The organism is Marinomonas dokdonensis (genome assembly GCF_052747885.1).
This window is the reverse complement of record NZ_JBRAND010000002.1, coordinates 297,013-317,331: the sequence shown is the minus strand read 5'-3', so window position 1 is coordinate 317,331 and position 20,319 is coordinate 297,013. Positions and strand designations below refer to the sequence as shown.

Below are 20,319 nucleotides of genomic sequence, written 5' to 3'. Positions count from 1 at the left end.
AATAAACCTCTAACACTAAGTGCTTTTGTGACCAATTCTCATCCTTCTAAGTGATACAAATCCGTAGCGCATCTCGTAAATACCTAAGACAAACAAGTTTACTGTTGGTCGCCCCCTTGGATAGCGCTATAATGAGGTGCAATAACTCACCATTGCACCAATACAGCAAACAATTCACGGGCGCGATTCAGCACATCGAACACAGTACGCCCACAAACAAATCAATGGAAAAATCAACATGACAGATGCCGCGAACAAGAATGTAGATCTAGATGAAGTTGCTAAATTTGAGGCTCTAGCAAGCCGCTGGTGGGACAAAAACAGCGAATTCAAACCCTTGCATGAGATTAACCCTTTACGCGCCAACTACATTAACGAGCGCGCTTCATTAGAGGGAAAAAAGGTAATCGACATTGGTTGCGGCGGCGGCATTTTATCGGAATCATTAGCGCAGTTCGGCGCTCAAGTAAAAGGTATCGACATGGGCGAAGCGCCATTAGAAGTCGCACGCCTTCATCTAAAAGAGTCCAATTTAGAAGTCGACTATGAGCGCATTACCGCAGAACAAATTGCTGACCGTGAAACCGCTCAATACGATGTGGTGACCTGTCTAGAAATGCTCGAGCACGTTCCCGATCCAGCTTCCGTCATTAACGCCTGCATGAAGCTCGTCAAACCTGGCGGCCACGTTTTTTTCTCTACCATTAACCGTAATCCAAAAGCTTATTTATTTGCCATTATCGGGGCAGAATACATTCTTAATATGCTACCTAAAGGCACCCACGATTACGCCAAATTTATCCAACCTGCCGAGCTTAACAACTACGCCCGCAACGCTGGCCTAGAAGTCACTCATATGACAGGCCTTACCTATAACCCTTTAACGAAAATCTACAAACTAAACGACAAAGACGTCTCTGTTAACTATATGATGCATACACAACGACCCGAGACCGAATAAACCGACACATCAGGAGAGATTATGTTTGATTACACAGCACCTGAAACACTCCTAAAAGACAAGGTCATTCTCATCACTGGCGCTGGGGACGGCATAGGCAAAGCCGCCGCCCTTAGTTACGCTCAACACGGCGCCACCATCATTCTACTTGGCCGCACCACGCAAAAGCTTGAAAGCGCCTACGATCAAATTGATCAGCTAGGCTACCCACAAGCGGCCATCATCCCACTTAATCTAGAAAGCGCCACTGAGCACGACTTTCTGGAGATCGCCAACACCATTGAAGCCGAGTTCGGCCGCTTAGATGGCCTGCTACACAATGCCAGCTTGCTCGGCCAACGCACCCCGATCGCGAACTATGACCCCAACCTATTTGAACAGGTCATGCGGGTAAATGTGCACAGCCAGTTTTTACTCACCCAAGCCTTATTGCCACTGATTAACAAAGCAGAACAAGGGCGCATCATTTTCACCTCTTCTGGGGTTGGGCGCACCGCCAAGCCCAACTGGGGAGCGTATGCTGTCTCCAAGTTTGCCACTGAAGCCATGATGCAACTGTTTGCCTCAGAAACACCCGAAAGCAGCCAAACACGTATCAATGCTATTAATCCGGGGGCAACTCGCACCGCCATGCGCGCCAACGCTTACCCAGATGAAGATCCGTTAACGCTTGCCACAGCCGAGGACATCATGCCTCTTTACCTTTTTCTAATGGGACAAGACAGCCAAGGCACCAACGGCCAATCCATCGACGCACAGCAATAAAAAAAGGCACTGGATAGCCTAACTATCCAGTGCCTTCTCACTTTCTCTTAACTATTTAACCGCCGATCAAACGCTCAAGACGCTCTTCTTCTGAGAGCTGATCAGCTTGTTCTGTCTCTGGCTGCCGCACTTCCGTGGCCGGCGCTATTTCTGAAAAATCACCTGGGTCTACAGCGCTCGTCTGTACAGGCTCTTCCGCCTTAGCTTTATCTTCGTTTAGATGGTCAGCAAAGACCCCCACATCAGACATCATGCGCACACGTTTTTCTTGGATTTCGTCTGGAATCCTGCCTGTAAACAGTACCGTGAAGGGGTTTTCTTCTGTTCGACGATTCACCTCATCATAAATCGCCTGCTCATTTTCTGCCAATCGCGACTCTTCCAAATACGAAAGCTGCTGACCGGAAGCAGAGACAACCACATTAGGGGCGATAATTGGGCCAGCTGTTTGCTCAACCGGAATCACGGTGACCTCTTCTGGGGAGCTAAGTACCACCTGATGACGACCACGAATAATCTGATCCCCATAAATGATATCCACAGTTTGCACTTCGACCGTTTGGGCGATAACACCTGTGGAAAACAAAACCCAGCCTAAAAGATACTTTTTCATAGCCACCTCAGAAAACATGCTTCCACTATAAGAGATATCACGGCAATAAAAAAGGAGCCTACACAAAAATTGTGCAGCTCCTTTTCATTGAGTAATACCCAGTATTACAGAGTAATCACATCAAACTCAGCAACTGGGTCAGCTTCTGCTTCGTAATCCACACCGTCCACACCAAAGCCGAACAGTTTTAGGAATTCATCTTTGTAAAGCTGGTAGTCCGTTTCGGCAAACAAGTTTTCATCATTGATTGTTGGCCACAAATCACGACAAGCTTGCTGAACATCTTCGCGCAATTCCCAATCATCAAGACGCAAACGGTTGTTATCGTCAGTCAGATCTGCAATGTTGCAATCATTGTATAAACGCTCAGAGAACATGCGGTAAATCTGGTCCATACAACCTTCATGCAAACTCTTCTCACGCATAATTTTGAACACCATTGCCAAGTACAAAGGCATAACAGGAATAGCGGAAGAAGCTTGGGTAACCACAGACTTAAGTACCGCAACATTCGCGCCACCATTAAGTGGTGCCAACTGAGTATCAATAGCACTGGCGGCACGATCCAAATCTTCTTTGGCTTTACCTAGAGCGCCATGCCAATAGATTGGCCAAGTAATATCAGAACCTATGTAAGAATAAGCTACGGTACGAACACCTTCTGCCAACACGCCAGCTTCACTCAAAGCAGACATCCATAGCTCCCAATCTTGACCACCCATAACAGTCGTTGTTGCCGCAACCTCTTCTTCTGTTGCAGGCTCAATTTCCGCTTCGATGATCACATCTTTGTTGGTATCAATGGCGGTTGAGCGGTAAGGCTGACCAATAGGTTTCAACACAGAGCGGATCACTTCACCTGTGTCTGGCAATTTACGTACAGGTGATGCCAAAGAGTAAACCACCATATCCACTTGACCGAGATCTTCTTTGATCAGGTTAATCACAGTGTCACGAGCTTCATTTGAGAAAGCATCGCCATTAATGCTTTTGGCGTACAAGCCTTCTTCTTTTGCCGCTTTATCGAACGCTGCAGAGTTGTACCAACCTGCGGTACCGGTTTTTTTCTCGGTACCTGGCTTTTCAAAAAACACGCCGATTGTTGCCGCGCCCGAACCAAAGGCCGCAGCTATACGCGAAGATAAGCCATAACCACTCGATGCACCAATCACAAGTACTTTCTTAGGGCCGTTTTGAACAACACCTTGGCTTTTCGTAAAGGCAATCTGATCCCTTACGTTTTGCTCACAGCCAACTGGGTGAGTAGTTGTACAAATAAATCCGCGAATCTTAGGTTTTATGATCATAATCTTTTTCTCAACGTCATGTTTTGCTTACGTCCTACCCCCACGTCCATCCAGACGGGAGAGCAACACAAATCTATCGGGCATGATACAATAGCTTGATGAATATGTCCCAATTCTCGTGACATTGCGCCATTAAAATCCTCAGTTAAAGAGAATCCTGTGAATTTACTTGTTATTGGTTACGTCTGGCCAGAGCCTAACTCTTCCGCAGCGGGCAGCCGCATGATGCAGCTACTGCAATGCTTTAGACAACAAGACTGGCAAGTTACCTTTGCTAGCCCAGCACAAACCACCGAACACATGAGTGACCTATCCTCATTGGGCATTCACAGCACTTCCATCAATTTAAACTGCACCAGTTTTGATGAGTTTATTCAGCAACTCAAACCCGATATGGTGATATTTGATCGCTTTATGATGGAAGAGCAATTTGCTTGGCGAGTAGAAAAACATTGCCCAGAAGCCTTGCGAGTACTGAATACTGAGGATTTACACTCATTAAGGAATGCCCGACATAACGCCCTGAAGCAGAATCGCGAGTTTCAAGAAGACGATTTGCACTCAGAATTGGCCATTCGAGAAGTCGCCGCCATTCATCGTTGCGACCTAACCCTGATGATATCCGAGGTTGAAACACAATTACTGATTGATAAATTTCACGTCCCTGAAAGTCACCTACTGCATTTGCCCTTCATGCTACCGACTCCGCAAAGCCTGGACACATTACCCAGTTTTGAAGACCGCCAGCATTTTATTACCATTGGCAACTTTCGCCACGCTCCCAATTGGGATGCGGTGCTACACCTTAAAAACACCCTTTGGCCAATGATTCGCCAACAACTCCCACAAGCGGAGCTCCACATTTATGGCGCCTACCCTCCTCCGAAAGCCACGCAATTGCACAACCCAAAACAAGGCTTTCTGATCAAGGGCTGGGCCAAAGATGCCCTGACAGTCATGCAAGAAGCAAAAATTTGTCTTGCACCCTTACGCTTTGGCGCGGGTATTAAAGGCAAGCTAGTAGAAGCCATGCAAATGGGTACCCCCAGCATCACGACTAAGGTGGGAGCGGAGTCCATGCACGGACTATTACCTTGGAACGGTGTGATTACAGACGATGCCCGAGAGTTTTGTAACGCAGCGGTTTCCCTTTACGAAGACAAAACCAGCTGGGAGCTCATGCAATACAACGGCACACAAATCCTCTCCCAGCGCTATTTAGCCAGCCACTGGCAACCTATTCTTATCCGTCGATTAGAAAATCAATATAAACTGAAGGACGCTTTGCGCAAACGCCATTTTTGGGGAAGCATGCTAAGACACCACAGTTTGAAAAGCAGCCAATATATGTCTCAATGGATAGAATTGAAGAACAAGTAACGAGGGTATTATTTACTCACAAACGGACTTTGAGACTCACGCTTGCGCACTTTAATTAACACATCACGTTTCTCTCGCTGGGTTAAACGCCCCCAGCGGGTAATCTCCTGACCAGTACGAAAACAACCTATACAGATATCCTCATCATTTAATGAACATAGGTTCACGCAGGGGGACTTTACGGTCTTCTTCATGGCAAACACCTAGATGAAAAACAAGCATTCACGACCACGTGCCGTCAGCTTTAAAAAAACAAAACGCCCCGACAGATAACGTCTATCGGGGCGTGATGATAATGCTAAATCCCTTAGAATTCAGCGTTATGGTATACGCGCTGAACGTCGTCTAGATCATTTAATAAATCTAAGAAACGCTCAAATTGCTCAACGTCTTCACCACTAATTTCTAGGGTATTCTGTGGTACAAACTGAATTTCATCCACATCAAATTCCATTTCACCGAAGGCATCTAGTAAAGCGGTTTTTGCCTTGTTGTATTCTGTGTTAGGAGCGAAAACCGTTACCTTACCATCATCTAACTCAATGTCTGTGACATCGACATCCGCCATCATTAAGGCTTCCAGTACCGCTTCTTCATCATCTCCAGAGAAGACCAAAATAGCACTGTGGTCAAACATATGACTCACACTACCTTGGGTACCGATTTTACACTTCACCTTGTTAAAACAGGTACGCACATCACCAAAAGTACGGTTTGGGTTGTCGGACAAACAGTCCACAATCACCATGGTGTTGCCTGGGCCAAAACCTTCATAGCGAGCCGTATCAAAATCTTCTCCGCCACCGCCTTTCGCCTTATCTATGGCTTTTTCGATAACATGAGTTGGCACTTGATCTTTTTTCGCACGTTCAATCATGCCGCGCAAAGCAAGGTTACCATTAGGGTCTATACCACCCGATTTAGCACATACGTAGATCTCACGACCATATTTACTGTACACCTTGGCTTTTTGATCAGAGGTTTTTGCCATGGACTCTTTGCGGTTTTGAAAGGCTCTGCCCATTACGTTTTCCTATTCTATTCATTTTTGAAAGCAGCAATTCTAACGTGTCACCCCAAAAGAAGGAACTGCCTGACCTAGATAAAGACCATAAAAGCATTAAGTCACTGCAACAAAATCGCCCTGTAAGGCCAATACCACGCAAAGCACCCTCAGTTAGAGCCAGCTTTGCCCACACCTTCTGACATTAACTGAATCCTCTGATCCTTTTCCTGCCAGAGACTATTTACCCAAGCCTGAAACTTGGCTCGATATTCTGCATCCTGCTGGTAGTCACCCAACAACTCGTTATCAATGGGCAGCAATCGAATATGAACCTTCACTTGAGATACCCGACCACAAAGGTAATCCCACATATTCGGGATACCAGCGGGGTAAACAATCGTCACATCCACCAGCTGTTGAAGCTTGCCTCCCATGGCGGAAAGAGCAAAGGATAGCCCCCCTGCTTTGGGCTTCAATAGGGCTTGAAATTCATTCGCCTGCTGTTCATGTTTAAGTTGGGTAAAACGAGTGCCTTCCAAGAAATTCATAATGGCAACCGGAGCATGCTGGTATTTCTCACAGGCCTTTCGAGTCACTTCTATGTCTTTACCCTTTAACTCTGGTCGCTTCTTGAGCTGTGCTTGGCTATAACGTTTCATGAAAGGAAAGTCTAATGCCCACCAAGCAAGACCAATAAAAGGCACCCAGATTAATTCCTGCTTTAAGAAAAACTTGATAAATGGAATTTGACGGTTAAAAACCCGCTGTAGGATTAAAATATCCACCCAAGACTGATGATTCGCTGTCACCATATAAAAGCCTTGTAAATCTAACTTACCACCGCCACTGACCATCAAATGGCTGCAGCCGAGCAAACGCTGAGAAACACTGTTAATGGTTATCCATCCAGTCGCAAAGGCATCTAGCACTTTATTAATAGGAACTCGGATAAGATTAAAAGGAAGAACAACTTTGATCACTGCCAATAACATAATGGGCAAAAACCAAAACAAGGTATTTAGCACCAATATTAAGCCTGCCACCAAACCTCGAAGAACAAAAACACCGGACATAATTCGCCTACTTTTTATATTTTCGACCATAGTACTAAAGGCCTTAAAGGATTGGAAATCCTCATTATTTACACCAGAAAGGCATAGCCATGTTTCACTAAAAAGCGCTATAGTGGCCTGATAAAATTGGCTAAAAGTCAAACACTTAATAAGCTTGGCCACTCACTTAATAAATCCCGTTCAATTCGCGGACCAAAGACCATAGGAAACACACTGAAATGATGTCGATTGCCAAAGGGTTTAAAATACGCCATAAACTCTTTCTGGTGTTTGTACTAAGCAACATTTTACTGATCGGCTCTATGTGGCAGGTATTTCAGTGGAGCTTCGATCGTGGCTTTGTGTCTTATGCAACAGAGCGTGACCGCGACTTTCTTTCTCAGATGTCCAACCGGTCTGCCAACCTTTACCACTATTACAACAGCTGGGCTTTTCTTATTCGTGAGCACGAAATGGAAAAGGATTGGATTCAAGCCAAACTTGAAAACTACAACAGCCTAGCGCCACCACCACGCACGCCTAATTTGGACATGATTTATCCGTCCCAGTATTACCGTAAGCGCTTCCTTTTGTTTGACCATGACAAGCAGCCTATTATCGGTGTTACCAAGTTCCAAGACGCTGAAACTCAAGCCGTTGTGGTTAATAAAGAAGTGGTTGGTTACGTTGGCTTGCGCTCAATCAAAGAGCTGATCCAAGACCAAACCCTGCGCTTCGTGCGCCAACAGGGTGAGGCCTTCTTACTGATCTCTGCCTTCATGCTGACCATAGCTGCGCTACTCACTTGGCCTCTAGCCCAGTGGCTGAGCCGCCCCATATGTGTGATGCGAGATGCCACGAAAAAACTAGCGGCGGGTCAATTTGAAACTCGTATCGAAGTGAAAGGCTCAGATGAACTGTCTCACCTTAGTTGTGATTTTAACCATCTGGCGAGCGCACTGGAAAACACTCGTGAAGCTCGTAAACGCTGGATTGCCGATACCGCCCACGAACTACGCACCCCTGTGGCAATATTGCGCGGTGAAATTGAAGCGATGCAAGATGGCATCATTCCCGTTACACCAGAGAGTTTAGGGTCGCTGCAACAAGAAACCCTGCACTTGGCGCGTCTTATCGACGACTTAAACCAGCTTTCTATGCACGATTTTGGCAGCATTGACTACAGCATGGAGCCAACCAACCTCAATGAACTGATTGAAAGTGCCGTGCAGTCCATGGTGTTGCCTTTCAACGAAGCGGGCTTAGAAGTGTCCATGAAAGCCAATGGCCGCAATCCCATTACCATTAATGGTGATACGGACAGGCTTTATCAGTTATTTGTTAATTTGATGAATAACTCCCTAAAATACACCGATGCGCCGGGTAAATTAACGGTTACTCTGAGTAAAGTTCAGAAAACTGCCGTGATTCTTTTTGAAGACTCCGCCCCTGGCGTGAGTGAAGAAAACAAAGAAAAAATCTTCGACACTTTCTTCCGAATTGAGAATTCTCGTAACCGTGCCACTGGTGGTCGTGGCCTTGGTCTGGCAATATGTTCTAAAATTGTCGCAGGTCATCAAGGTAAAATTAGTGCCTATCACTCACCTGATAATGGTCTAGGCATAAGAATCGAACTCCCTATTAATTAAGATGGAAGTATAATTATTATGAGCAATGTACTCATTATTGAAGACGAACCAAAATTAGCCGAATTAATGTCAGCCTATCTGACACAAGCGGGATACGATAATCACCACCTAGACCGTGGCGATCTCGCTGTAAACTATGTTAAGAACAACCAAGTTGACCTTATTCTACTAGACCTTATGCTACCGGGTTTAGACGGCATCGAAGTGTGTAAGCAGGTTCGTCAATTCAGTGGTGTGCCCATCATTATGGTGACAGCAAAAGCCGAAGAGATTGATCGTCTAATCGGCCTAGAAATGGGGGCAGATGATTATGTGTGCAAACCTTTCAGCCCACGTGAAATTGTTGCTCGAGTTAAAGCCAACTTGCGTCGCGTACAACTTGACCAAACCGAATCACCACGTACCGATGGTTTCGACCTAGACGTAGACCGTTTACGCGCGACCTACAAAGGCGAACTGATCGACCTAACGACGGTAGAATTCCAACTATTGCAACTTCTCATTAAAGAGCCGGGCCGTGTTTTCGGTCGTGATTTAATTATGAAGAGCATTTATGCTGACAGCCGTGTAGTAAGTGACCGTACGATTGACAGCCACATCAAAAAACTGCGTAAGAAAATCTCTGCGGTTGCCCCTGAGTTGAATGTTATTCACTCTGTATACGGTGCAGGTTACCGCTTCGAAAACAACGACTAACGCTATATTAGTAGGCTAACAGCTTGAGTAACTTTTTTGACGTTCTAGCGTTTTCCTTCTCCATCACTGCCCCCATCGTCATCATTATTGCGCTGGGGGTTGTGCTGTATAGGTTACGTATCATCAATGATAATTTCATTGAATGTGCCTCTAAGGTGGTTTTTAACGTTACCTTACCTGCCCTACTATTTATTAGCATTTCTAAAACCAGTCTGGATCAAAACGCTAATTTCTCATTAGTTATTTACGCCATGCTGGCGGTGCTGGTCACCTACCTATTGCTTGAGCTTTTTGCCAATCACTGGGTGAAAGAGAAAACTGATCGCGGGGTCTTTGTGCAAGGGGCCTTTCGTTCAAATATGGGCATCATTGGCCTTGCCTACTGTGTTAACGCCTATGGAGATGAGGTATTTTCCATCGCCTCTATCTATTTAGGAGGTGTTACCATGCTTTTCAATGTGCTGTCTGTTATCACCCTTAATCGGGCAATGGGAACGAATAAAAGCCTTCTCAAAACAATTCAGGGCCTTGCTAAAAACCCGTTAATTATTGCCATTATCGCAGCGCTAGCGTTTTCAGCCAGCGGCCTAACTTTACCAAGCACCCTACTGAAAACAGGCAATTACTTCGGCCAAATGACTCTACCTTTAGCCTTGTTATGTGCTGGGGCATCCTTACGTTTTAGTGAGTTAAAGAACGATATTTTCGTAGCGGCTCTGGCCGCCACAGGTAAATTGATTTTCATCCCTATTGTCCTCACCCTAGGGGGTTACTGGCTAGGTTACCGAGGCATGGAGCTTGGCGTGCTTTTCTTAATGGCCTCTGCACCTTCTGCATCGGCAGGCTATGTCATGGTTCGTGCAATCAATGGTAACTCTGCACTGGCCGCCAATATAATTGTTCTAACCACGATTGCTTCCTTGCTAACCACTAGTATTGGCGTTACCTTGTTACGTGGCTTAAATTTAATGTAGCACCTAGTCAGTAGGCTGGGTGCCGACCTTTTTTGCAACGGATCAAACTTTTGAACAAGCTCCTTCGTAGACAACGTTTTCTTTCTATCCCCCTTGGCTTACTCGTACTTACTATCTTATATTGGTGTGTTAACACCCTCGCCTACCAAAGCCTAATCATTGAACGCCATGCTAACGGTCAAAACCGTTTGCTGGATTATGTGATTGAGCTACGCAATGAGCTTAAAAACTATCGAATTCTTCCCTATGCCTTAGCGGATAACGCGACTTTATTGGCCTTTATGGAAGCGCCCTACGAACAAAATCACACTCGCCAATTACTACAGCGTCACCTAGAAGATTTAACTCATGTTTCCAAAACCCGCGACTGGTTAATCTTGTCCAAGCAAGGCAAGCTACTACTATCCAGTGAGCAAAGCCCAAACTTCAAACTTAACGACTACTTTGATGATCAATACTTAGCAAACATTCTTCAAGAACAGCAGGGAGAACCCATCCTTGTCTCTGGCTACAATCAAACCTTAAGCGAAGCGGTACACCTTGTACTTGCGCCTGTTTATACCCAAAAGGGTCTCAGTGGGGCGGTGGCCGTTCGCATTAACGTCAGTGAAATTATTGAGCGCTGGAGCCTTTCTGGGGATCTTGTCATTATGACGGATAAGAACAACCTAGTTTTTCTTGCCAATCGCTTAAATAACGCCTTTAACCTGCACTGGTTTGAAGAGGCTAAAGATGTTGAGTTCCTAAATTTTACCCGCGCCAAAACCTATCGTTACAATGATGAAAACTACCTGCTGCAAAACGTCATATTGGATGATCTAAAATGGCAGATTCACTATTTTTCTGGCCTTAAAAGCATTGAAAAAACCGCCCAAAACATTGCTTTCACAAGCCTTGGTATCTGTATTCTTATTTTTGTATTCTGGCTTTACCGTCGTGAGCGATCGTTAAAAATTGCCTCTAAACTGGAGAATGAAGCTCTCATCGCTAAAAGCGCACAGTTACAACGAGTACTGATAGAAAAGACCCATGTAGGCTTATTACAGCTCACCTGTCAGGGCAAAATATCCTTCGTTAACCCGATGGGCATGCGCTACTTTGGCAACCAGACCCAACTTGAAGGCCAGTCACTACATGACCTGTTACCTCTCCGTGAAGAAAACAGTGCTGCCTTAAGCTTTATTGAACAGTTATCCCATCAACAAATTGACCAGAACCACTTTTTGGAACAAGAAGTCATACTGCAAAAGGACAATGGTGAAACCTTCCCCGCCCTACTTTCCATATCGTCACTGGAATGGAGTGCGTCCCAAGGCTACCTAGTCACTCTCATTAACATCAGTAAGCGAAAACTGGCAGAGCTTAGGTTAAAAGAAGTTAATAGTCGTTTAGAAGAAAGAGTTTTGGAAAGAACCTTGGCGTTAGAAAAAGCCCAGAAAGAATTACTACGCACCGAAAAACTGGCAGCCATTGGCCAAATGTCTACCGCAATAGCCCACGAATTAAACCAACCTCTTACGGGCATTCGAACCCTTGCCTTCACTGCTGAACTCTTATTGAAAAGAGAACAAACTGAGCAGGCCATCAAGACGCTTAACGATCTCGAATCTCTGGTCAACAGAATGCAGGATCTCACCAGTGAGCTGAAAGTGCTGGCTTATAGAAGACCTGAGCAGTTGAGCCCAACCTCACTCCTCGACTGTTTAAATAAGGCCATTAAAAGTCTTGGAGAAACTACAGAAAATATTCAATGGCACCTTCAATTAAACGATGACATTTTTGTCATGGCTGAACCCACAAGGTTGGAACGCATTCTAGCAAACCTGATTAGCAATACCTTACAGGCCTGTCATGAGCGTGGTATTTCTCCTAGCATCAGCATGGAAACCAGCACCCATGAAGGGGCAATCCAGCTATCCTATACAGATAATGGTGGCGGTATTGAGAAAGACAAATTGGCGCATTTGTTCGAACCCTTTTATACCACCAAACCCATTGGCAAAGGCTTAGGGCTAGGCTTGGCCATTAGCGCCAACCTTGCAAAAGACATGAATGGCACTCTCAGTGCGACCCTTAGTGACAACGCACAACTGACCTTTAAACTCACACTGCTAAAGGCATAACATGACCACAAAAACAGCGGATACTCTTATAGAAATTTGGCTTTTAGATGACGACGACATTGTCCGCTCAACGACAGCCCAATGGTTACGCCTGTCTGGTTATGATGTGCGGGAATTTCAAGACGGCCAAACACTGCTAGAGCAATTTTCAGCCGGTTTACCTTGTATTATTGTCAGCGATATCCGCATGAGCCCTATCGATGGCTTAACCCTGATGCACGAATGCTTAAAGTTAGAAAAAGACCTGCCTATTTTGCTCATTACAGGCCATGGGGATGTAGACACCGCCGTGAACGCCTTGCGAGACGGAGCTTTTGATTTCCTTGAAAAACCGTTCAACCCTAACCGTTTAACCCAAACGGTCGAAAAAGCCATTCATCTTAGAAAAATGCAGTATCAGCAGGCTAACCAATCTCTGTATTTAGGCGAATTACACGGCTTGGAACAAACCATCATAGGCCAAGACGACCAAATGATTCGTGTTCGTCATCAAATTCAAACCTTTGCAGGCATGGACACCCATGTCATTGTCTATGGAAAAACCGGTTGCGGTAAGGAATTGGTTGCCAAAGCCCTCCACGACTGTAGCCCAAGATCCAAGCAACCTTTTGTCGCCATAAACTGTGCAGCCATTCCCAGTGACTTGTTTGAAAGTGAGTTATTTGGTCACGAGGCTGGGGCCTTTACCGGCGCAAGCAAGCAACGGGTCGGTAAATTGGAACATGCCAGTGGTGGCACGCTCTTTTTAGACGAAATAGAAAGCATGCCACTGCCCATGCAAATCAAATTACTTCGAGTGTTGCAGGAAAATCAACTAGAGCGTATTGGTAGCAACAATACGATTGAGATCGACCTTAGAGTAGTCGCTGCCGCCAAGAATGATTTACAAACTCTCGAAGACTTTCGCCAAGATTTATTTTTTCGCTTAAACGTTTCACAAATCCATCTACCGGATTTACGCCATCGTGGCGCCGATATTCCCCTATTGTTTGAGCATTTTGGTCGTCTTGCGGCCGAAGAGCGTGGCGGTAACTTTAAACCTCTTAGCCCCATTGATCATGAAACCCTTACCCTCTATGGCTGGCCTGGTAATGTTCGAGAATTGCGAAATGTGGCACTACGCTACGCATTAGAGCCCAACACCAGTGTGGCAAAAATATTGGCCGGCTACCAAGCTCAGGATGATGTGGATACTTTAAGCCCACTCCCTCTTAGCGTTAAAGTCCAAGAGTTCGAACGCAGCCTTATTGAAAGCAGCATTCGTTTGCAAAAAGGCAACATCCAAGCTGTTTTAGGGCATTTACAGCTCCCTCGACGCACACTTAATCAAAAAATGCAGAAATACGGACTGAATCGTGCAGACTATTTAGAGTAGCCTCAGCGACTGACAAAATATTTGCAAAGAAATTAATGAGAATCACTTGCATCAAACCCATAAATACTTTTTAATGATAACCATTATCAAGTTACGGGACACAAGAGATGCACTTTAATATGCACGATATATATGACAAGCAAGGGCAAGTGAACAGCAGCATACGCCATTGCTTAGCTGGTCATAAAAAGCATGTCGCTTTGCTACCCAACCTTGAACTTATTGATCAGCACATTCACAGTAAAACCGCTATTTCGTTCAACGAGAGCGCCCGTAAAGGTCTGTATTTTACGCTTGCAGGCAAACAAGCTATTCGCAGCGTCAATGACGTAACTTCCGTACAGATTTGCTATCAGCCACGAGACATCAGTGGTGACTTTGTGATGGCTGAAAATGAGCAACGCAGTTTATTGCAAGTTCATATTAGCTGCGAGCACCTTGCTGGTGTGTTAGGGGAAACTGAAGAACAGATCATTCAGCATTTTGTCGCCATGGGTGAAAAGCTGGCACCAGAATCAGGGGTGATCAATCTTGCCTTCACTCACAAGACAGCTAAGGTTTGTCAGGACATTTTAGACCACTCTGGGCATTCCATTAGCCTAGCGGGACACCTTTACACCTTAATTTTCAGCTTGATCGAGCAACTGCAAATGGCTAGCCATTTGGCCGAATGCCCAGACTGTCAAGGTAAGCTCTTCCAAGCCCAAAACCTTTTGGAAGTGCCAAATCAAGACGCTTTTAATCTGGCTCAACTAGCCAAACGCGTGGGTTTAAACAAAGAAGCCTTAGCTATCGGCTTTTATCAGCAAGTCGGTCAGCCTATTGAACAATATTGCTTGAACAGTCGCATTAAACTCGCCGCAGCTTTATTACGCGAGGATCCGACAGCAAAAGATCATGTACTGGCTCAAAGTGGTTTTTCCGAAGCCCAGTTTGAAGCCGCATTTGTGCAACAATTTGGCGTTACCAGCCAGCAATACAAACAAATTCATTAAGTAGTAGGAACACAGCACCAATGGAGCAATCGTCAATCGCCCTTATTTATGGCACCGATACCAATAACACCGAAGAAGTTGGGCAAAAAATTGCGAAACAATGGCAAGAACTAGGCGAAGAAGTTGAACTCTTCAACATAAAAGACATTGAGCCTAGTTTATTAGAACAGTATTCCATGCTTATTTTAGGCATTCCAACTTGGGATTTTGGTGGTATTCAGTCGGACTGGGAAGATTTAGGCGATGCCCTAAGTGAACTTTCTCTAAAAGATAAAACCATTGCTTTATACGGCCTTGGTGATCAGTTCGGCTACGGAGATTATTTCGTCGATGCCATGGGCTGGTTATACGAAAAACTCCTGCCGACAGGCGCTACCTTTATCGGTGAATGGCCAACTGAAGGTTATGATTTTGAAGCGTCTAGAGCGTGTGTAAAAGATAAAGAACATTTCGTCGGTCTTGCGATAGATGAAGACCAACAATTCGACCTAACTGATCAACGTGTTGAACAGTGGGTCATCCAACTTTACGCTGAAAAGGCTGTTGAATTGGCATAATGATCACTGACTGGCCATTGCTTAGGTTATTGACTCAATTTGGATTTCCACTCATTCGCTGCCCCGAATGACCAAATTTAACCGAACACAATGCGATCATTATAACATTTGCCTTTTGCGTGAAGACCGTGGCTACTCCTCCTTTCTCTCCTGCTTGGGAGTAGCCACGTATTTTCTATAAGTGCAGAACTTATTCTTAGTAGTGACTTAACGACAAGTTAGTTATGATAGAGACTGACTGCGTTTTGAGATCGAATAATGAATCTACAACTTTCCGACCTGGTTATCATTCTCTGTTTAGCTTGTGCTATTTATTTTTGGTGGCGTAACGCTAGCATACGTGAAAGAGCCCTACAGGCGGCCAAGCAGCATTGTAAAAACCTTAACCTACAATTGCTTGATGGCAGTGTTGCTGGAAAGCAATGGCGACCAACATGGCAATATGGTCAACCCTGTATTAAGCGTATTTACCAATTTGAATTCACCTCTACTGGCATGGCTCGCTATTCTGGAACCATTACTTATGTTGGAAATTATCAAACCGACATTTGGGTTAGCCCTCATCATTTTTAATTTCCTATAATGCAAAAATCACCTATTTTTCAGGGATGTAAAATCAATAAAAAGTGTTATAGTTGAATTATTAGTAATATCGTTACTTTTTGTAAGTACGCATTTATTAGGTTATAAATACTCTAAAAATAATAATATAGGTAAACCTATGCTAGAGAATCTAAGCTTTCGCACCAAACTTATTGCCCTATTAAGCTCAGCGATTTTGGGTTTTATTGTGGTTACCCTGGTTGCCCTAGGCGGTTTAAAAGAACAAACCCTTGCCTCACAAAAATTCCAAAGCCTCACCAAGGTCGATAAAGATCTTGCTTCTTTAACCATCACCTTGATGGAAGAATACCAGTCCATTAGCAATCTTGATGACAGCCTATATGATGAATTTATGGGCAAAGTTGAGACCAATCACAGCGAGTTGCTGCAAACACTTGAAACCAACACACAAAGCTTTAGTGACCAAGAAGGTCAGCAAAAAATGCTGGATGTGAAAGTTGCTGTAAACCAATACAGTGAGGCCCTGAAGCAACTAGTGGCTCAGCAGCACAAAGTTGGTTTCACTGGCTCATCTGGGTTAAAAGGTAAGATTTCCTCTTCCGGTGAAGTCGTAGCAGAAGAAATTTCATTTTTAAGCCTCATTAAACAAGAATTCTTACCGGTACGAGAAGCGGAAAAAAATTATATTTTCGAACCTTCCGATGTAAATAAAGCCGAGTTCATGACACGTTATGAGCGCTTTAATGAGCGCGTAGTAAACTTTGGATTAAGCGAACGCTTTGGACCGAATATTGAAATTTATTTTGCTGCAATCAACGAGTATGCAACCGAAACCTTAGCATTAACGGATGCCCAGCTAGTATTTGAGAGCACCCGCCAAAGCTTTTTACAAACCAGCGCATCAGCCACTGAATTTATGCAAAATGCGGTTACTAAGGCCCAGCAGCAAGCAGCAGACAGCTCCCAACAAGCCAGTATCAGCTTAATCCTCGTTAGCATAGTGGTTGCGGCCATTGCTTCCCTACTCATGCTGGGAATAGGTCGCAGTGTTAATAAAACCCTTAATCAGATCATTACGGATCTTGGCAAAGTTAAAAGTGGTGATTTAACCGCTCGACTTAATGTTAACACCAAACGTAACGATGAATTTGACTCTCTATGCTCCTCGGTAAATGAGATGACTACAGGCCTAGGCTCAGTAATTGGAGATGTGGTTCATACCACCCAAGATGTCAACAATATGGTGTCTGAGCTTAATTCTGCTGTTACAAACATCGCCAACAGCAACCGTTCAGTGAGTGAGCAAACCAATTCTGTGGCCGCAGCAACCGAGGAAATCTCCGTTACCATTACCAGCATCTCCAATACCACGGAAGAACTCAGCTCTCAGTCTCAACACACCTATGACTCCGCAAAAGTCGGCGCCGAGACCATTAAAGGCGCATTGTCGAACTTGTCAGGCACTATTGCCATTGTTAACCAAACCGGCGTGCAACTTAATGAGTTGGGCAAGCTGTCTAAAGACATTGATAATGTGATCGGCATGATCAACGACCTGGCCAACCAAACCAATCTATTGGCTCTCAACGCGGCCATTGAAGCTGCACGGGCAGGTGAAGCCGGTCGTGGCTTCTCCGTGGTGGCAGACGAAGTTCGTTCCCTTGCAGAAAAAACAGTGGATGCGACGGCTAAGATCACCAACATAGTTAGCACCATTCAAACCTCGACTCAAACTGCCATAGAAACGATGGAAAATGGCCAAACCAGTTTGCACGCTATTGAGGAGTACAGTGAAAAAGCTGAACAAGCCATTCGCGAGATTGAGCAAAATGCTCAAACAAGCTCAACTTCCTCTATTGATATGGCCCGCTCTATCCAAGAGGTTGCAAAAACCGCCATCCATATGAGCGAAGAAATGGACAAAATTGCTCAGCAACTGCAAAGAGATAACTCGAGTATTAACAGTATCGAAGGAAACACTCGTCATATCCATGAGCAGGTAAACAGTCTAGATGATAAGACCCGAGTATTTACCACTCAGTAACGCTTTGCTCTAACAGTAAAAAGCCAATCTTAGCCAAGGCTAAGGTTGGCTTTTTTGTTGGCGTGAATAAATCCCAGTATTTAACACTCTTCTCTTTTTATTTCTTAGACCTACGCACTCTAGCCTCTCCTTCTTAAGCCCTTGCCAATATCAGGGAACTGTCTTTTTCTTATGACTAACTTCCATCACATTCAGGGATGTAAAAAAAATAAAAGCTGTTATAGTTAAAAAATCAGTAATTTTCGTTACTTTTTGTAACCGACCTTTACTAAGCTAATGACTTTTAAATGATATGGGTAAATCTATGCTAGAAAACCTCAGCTTTCGCACCAAACTTATTGCTCTCTTAAGCTCCGCGATTTTGGGTTTTATTGTGGTGACCTTGGTAGCCCTTGGCGGATTAAAAGATCAAACCATCGCCTCACAAAAATTCCAAAGCCTCACTAAAATTGATAAAGATCTTGCCTCATTGACCATCAGCTTGATGGAAGAATACCAATCCCTCATTGCTCTTGATGACAGCCATTATGAAGAGTTCATGGCGGCCCTTGAGACCAACCACAGCCAACTATTGCAAACCCTTGAAGTTAACACACAAAGTATTAGTGACTCCGAAGGTCAGCAAAAGATGAAAAATGTCGAGATTGCATTACAGCAATACAGCGACTCTCTAATACTACTAGAAGCCCAACAACATAAAGTGGGCTTTGGCATTTCTTCTGGTCTAAAAGGTAAAATTGCCTCTTTAGGAGAAGTAGTTTCACAAGAAATCTCCTTCTTAACCCTAATTCATCAAGAGCTCCTTCCTGTTCAAGAAGCTGAAAAAAACTATATCTTCGAACCGACCGTTGAAAATAAAGCTGAATTCATTACTCGCTATGAGGCCTTCTTTGAAAAAGTTGTTAGCTTTGGTTTAGAAGATCGCTTTGGCGCTAATATTGAAGCCTATTTTACCGCCTTCAACGAATATGCAGACGAGACCTTAGCGTTAAGCGATGCTCAAAAAGCCTTTGATAACACAAGAAAAAGTTTCCTAGAGGCCACTGCTGTGGCCACAGACTTTATGCAAAATGCCGTCATTGATGCTCAACAACAAGCCTCGGATAGCTCTCAGCAAGCCAGCATTAGTTTGATCTTAGTGAGCATCATAGTGGCGGCGATTGCTTCCTTGCTCATGTTTGGGATTGGTCGCAGTGTTAATAAAACACTTAATCAAATTATCTCGGATTTGGGTAAGGTTAAAAATGGTGATTTGACTGCTCGACTCAATGTAAACACTAAACGCAGTGATGAGTTTGATTCCCTATGTTCTTCTGTGAATGAAATGACCACAGGACTAAGCTCTGTTATTGGCGATGTGGTTCATACCACCCAAGATGTTAACAGCATGGTATCTGAGCTCAATTCTGCAGTGACTAATATCGCCAACAGCAACCGCTCGGTGAGTGAACAGACAAATTCCGTGGCAGCTGCAACCGAAGAAATCTCCGTTACCATTACCAGTATTTCCAATACAACGGAAGAACTCAGTTCACAATCACAAAACACTTATGACTCAGCGAAAGTTGGCGCAGAGACCATCAAAGGTGCTTTGTCGAACCTGTCTGGCACCATTACCATAGTGAATCAAACGGGTGTACAGCTAAATGAACTAGGCAAATTATCAAAAGACATTGATAACGTGATAGGAATGATCAACGACCTAGCGAACCAAACCAACCTACTGGCTCTCAACGCCGCCATTGAAGCTGCACGAGCAGGTGAAGCGGGTCGCGGCTTCTCGGTGGTGGCAGATGAAGTGCGCTCCCTTGCAGAGAAAACAGTCGACGCAACGGCTAAAATTACCGACATAGTCGGCACTATCCAGACCTCGACACAAACTGCCATACAAACCATGGAGAACGGCCAAGCCAGCTTGCATGCCATTGAGGAATACAGTGAAAAAGCTGAACAAGCCATTCGTGAAATTGAGCTCAATGCCCAAACCAGCTCATCCACCTCTGTCGATATGGCCCGCTCTATCCAAGAAGTTGCCAAAACGGCGATACATATGAGTGAGGAAATGGATAAAATTGCTCAGCAACTACAGAGCGATAACGCGAGTATTAATAGCATTGAAGGCAACACCCGCCACATCCATGAGCAGGTGAGTAGCTTAGACGCTAAGACTCGAGTCTTTACAACTTCTTAACTTGATCAACTAGCCATAAAAAAACCAATCTTAGCTTTCGCCAAGATTGGTTTTTTTGTCTCTACTT

At 44.6% G+C, this 20,319-nt stretch carries 18 protein-coding genes; 13 read left to right on the top strand and 5 right to left on the bottom strand.

Annotation, left to right across the window (positions count from 1 at the left end):
• The first annotated feature begins 238 nt into the window (after nucleotides 1-238).
• Together ubiG and ACUM5Y_RS05955 are read left to right on the top strand one after the other, a co-directional pair.
• Nucleotides 239-961 carry a bifunctional 2-polyprenyl-6-hydroxyphenol methylase/3-demethylubiquinol 3-O-methyltransferase UbiG gene (ubiG, locus tag ACUM5Y_RS05960; RefSeq protein ID WP_445975956.1) on the top strand — a complete coding sequence of 241 codons (723 nt, stop codon included), beginning with the start codon at nucleotides 239-241 and terminating at the stop codon, nucleotides 959-961.
• Nucleotides 962-982: 21 nt separating this feature from the next.
• Nucleotides 983-1,726 (top strand): YciK family oxidoreductase, encoded by a 744-nt coding sequence (locus ACUM5Y_RS05955; protein ID WP_445975955.1) that lies wholly within the window; start codon nucleotides 983-985, stop codon nucleotides 1,724-1,726.
• Between the two features lie 55 nt (nucleotides 1,727-1,781).
• On the opposite strand, the gene ACUM5Y_RS05950 is transcribed toward ACUM5Y_RS05955, so the two are convergent.
• Both ACUM5Y_RS05950 and fabV read right to left on the bottom strand, forming a co-directional pair.
• A complete protein-coding gene (locus ACUM5Y_RS05950) occupies nucleotides 1,782-2,339 on the bottom strand; it encodes a hypothetical protein (protein WP_445975954.1) in 558 nt (185 codons plus the stop codon).
• Nucleotides 2,340-2,443: 104 nt separating this feature from the next.
• Nucleotides 2,444-3,646, bottom strand: a complete 1,203-nt coding sequence (gene fabV, locus ACUM5Y_RS05945) for an enoyl-ACP reductase FabV (protein WP_445975953.1) — start codon at nucleotides 3,644-3,646, stop codon at nucleotides 2,444-2,446.
• Nucleotides 3,647-3,805: 159 nt separating this feature from the next.
• Here fabV and ACUM5Y_RS05940 point away from each other — a divergent pair, with 159 nt between their 5' ends.
• Nucleotides 3,806-5,026: a glycosyltransferase gene (locus tag ACUM5Y_RS05940; RefSeq protein ID WP_445975952.1), complete on the top strand. Its 1,221-nt coding sequence runs from the start codon at nucleotides 3,806-3,808 to the stop codon at nucleotides 5,024-5,026.
• An 8-nt stretch (nucleotides 5,027-5,034) separates the two neighbouring features.
• On the opposite strand, the gene ACUM5Y_RS05935 is transcribed toward ACUM5Y_RS05940, so the two are convergent.
• The 3 genes from ACUM5Y_RS05935 to yihG form a co-directional block, all read right to left on the bottom strand.
• Nucleotides 5,035-5,220: a DUF1289 domain-containing protein gene (locus tag ACUM5Y_RS05935; RefSeq protein WP_445975951.1), complete on the bottom strand. Its 186-nt coding sequence runs from the start codon at nucleotides 5,218-5,220 to the stop codon at nucleotides 5,035-5,037.
• Between the two features lie 113 nt (nucleotides 5,221-5,333).
• A complete protein-coding gene (locus ACUM5Y_RS05930; RefSeq protein WP_445975950.1) occupies nucleotides 5,334-6,050 on the bottom strand; it encodes a YebC/PmpR family DNA-binding transcriptional regulator in 717 nt (238 codons plus the stop codon).
• Nucleotides 6,051-6,199: 149 nt separating this feature from the next.
• The gene (yihG, locus tag ACUM5Y_RS05925) at nucleotides 6,200-7,105 is read right to left on the bottom strand and encodes a 1-acylglycerol-3-phosphate O-acyltransferase, YihG family (protein ID WP_445975949.1); all 906 of its coding nucleotides are present in this window, start codon (nucleotides 7,103-7,105) and stop codon (nucleotides 6,200-6,202) included.
• A 218-nt stretch (nucleotides 7,106-7,323) separates the two neighbouring features.
• On the opposite strand from yihG, the gene ACUM5Y_RS05920 reads away from it, so the two are divergent.
• From ACUM5Y_RS05920 to ACUM5Y_RS05875, 10 genes are all read left to right on the top strand, one after another.
• A complete protein-coding gene (locus ACUM5Y_RS05920; protein ID WP_445975948.1) occupies nucleotides 7,324-8,733 on the top strand; it encodes an ATP-binding protein in 1,410 nt (469 codons plus the stop codon).
• A gap of 18 nt (nucleotides 8,734-8,751) precedes the next feature.
• Nucleotides 8,752-9,429: a response regulator gene (locus tag ACUM5Y_RS05915; RefSeq protein WP_445975947.1), complete on the top strand. Its 678-nt coding sequence runs from the start codon at nucleotides 8,752-8,754 to the stop codon at nucleotides 9,427-9,429.
• Nucleotides 9,430-9,452: 23 nt separating this feature from the next.
• Complete coding sequence (locus tag ACUM5Y_RS05910; RefSeq protein ID WP_445975946.1) at nucleotides 9,453-10,403, top strand: AEC family transporter; 951 nt, start codon at nucleotides 9,453-9,455, stop codon at nucleotides 10,401-10,403.
• Between the two features lie 50 nt (nucleotides 10,404-10,453).
• A complete protein-coding gene (locus ACUM5Y_RS05905; RefSeq protein ID WP_445975945.1) occupies nucleotides 10,454-12,526 on the top strand; it encodes a sensor histidine kinase in 2,073 nt (690 codons plus the stop codon).
• Nucleotide 12,527: 1 nt separating this feature from the next.
• Nucleotides 12,528-13,901, top strand: a complete 1,374-nt coding sequence (locus ACUM5Y_RS05900) for a sigma-54-dependent transcriptional regulator (RefSeq protein ID WP_445975944.1) — start codon at nucleotides 12,528-12,530, stop codon at nucleotides 13,899-13,901.
• 119 nt (nucleotides 13,902-14,020) lie between these two features.
• Nucleotides 14,021-14,896: a helix-turn-helix domain-containing protein gene (locus ACUM5Y_RS05895; RefSeq protein ID WP_445975943.1), complete on the top strand. Its 876-nt coding sequence runs from the start codon at nucleotides 14,021-14,023 to the stop codon at nucleotides 14,894-14,896.
• A 20-nt stretch (nucleotides 14,897-14,916) separates the two neighbouring features.
• Complete coding sequence (locus ACUM5Y_RS05890; protein ID WP_445975942.1) at nucleotides 14,917-15,453, top strand: flavodoxin; 537 nt, start codon at nucleotides 14,917-14,919, stop codon at nucleotides 15,451-15,453.
• 258 nt (nucleotides 15,454-15,711) lie between these two features.
• A complete protein-coding gene (locus ACUM5Y_RS05885) occupies nucleotides 15,712-16,026 on the top strand; it encodes a DUF3301 domain-containing protein (RefSeq protein ID WP_445975941.1) in 315 nt (104 codons plus the stop codon).
• A 148-nt stretch (nucleotides 16,027-16,174) separates the two neighbouring features.
• Nucleotides 16,175-18,061 carry a methyl-accepting chemotaxis protein gene (locus tag ACUM5Y_RS05880; RefSeq protein WP_445975940.1) on the top strand — a complete coding sequence of 629 codons (1,887 nt, stop codon included), beginning with the start codon at nucleotides 16,175-16,177 and terminating at the stop codon, nucleotides 18,059-18,061.
• A gap of 304 nt (nucleotides 18,062-18,365) precedes the next feature.
• Nucleotides 18,366-20,252, top strand: a complete 1,887-nt coding sequence (locus tag ACUM5Y_RS05875; RefSeq protein WP_445975939.1) for a methyl-accepting chemotaxis protein — start codon at nucleotides 18,366-18,368, stop codon at nucleotides 20,250-20,252.
• Nucleotides 20,253-20,319 lie beyond the last annotated feature (67 nt).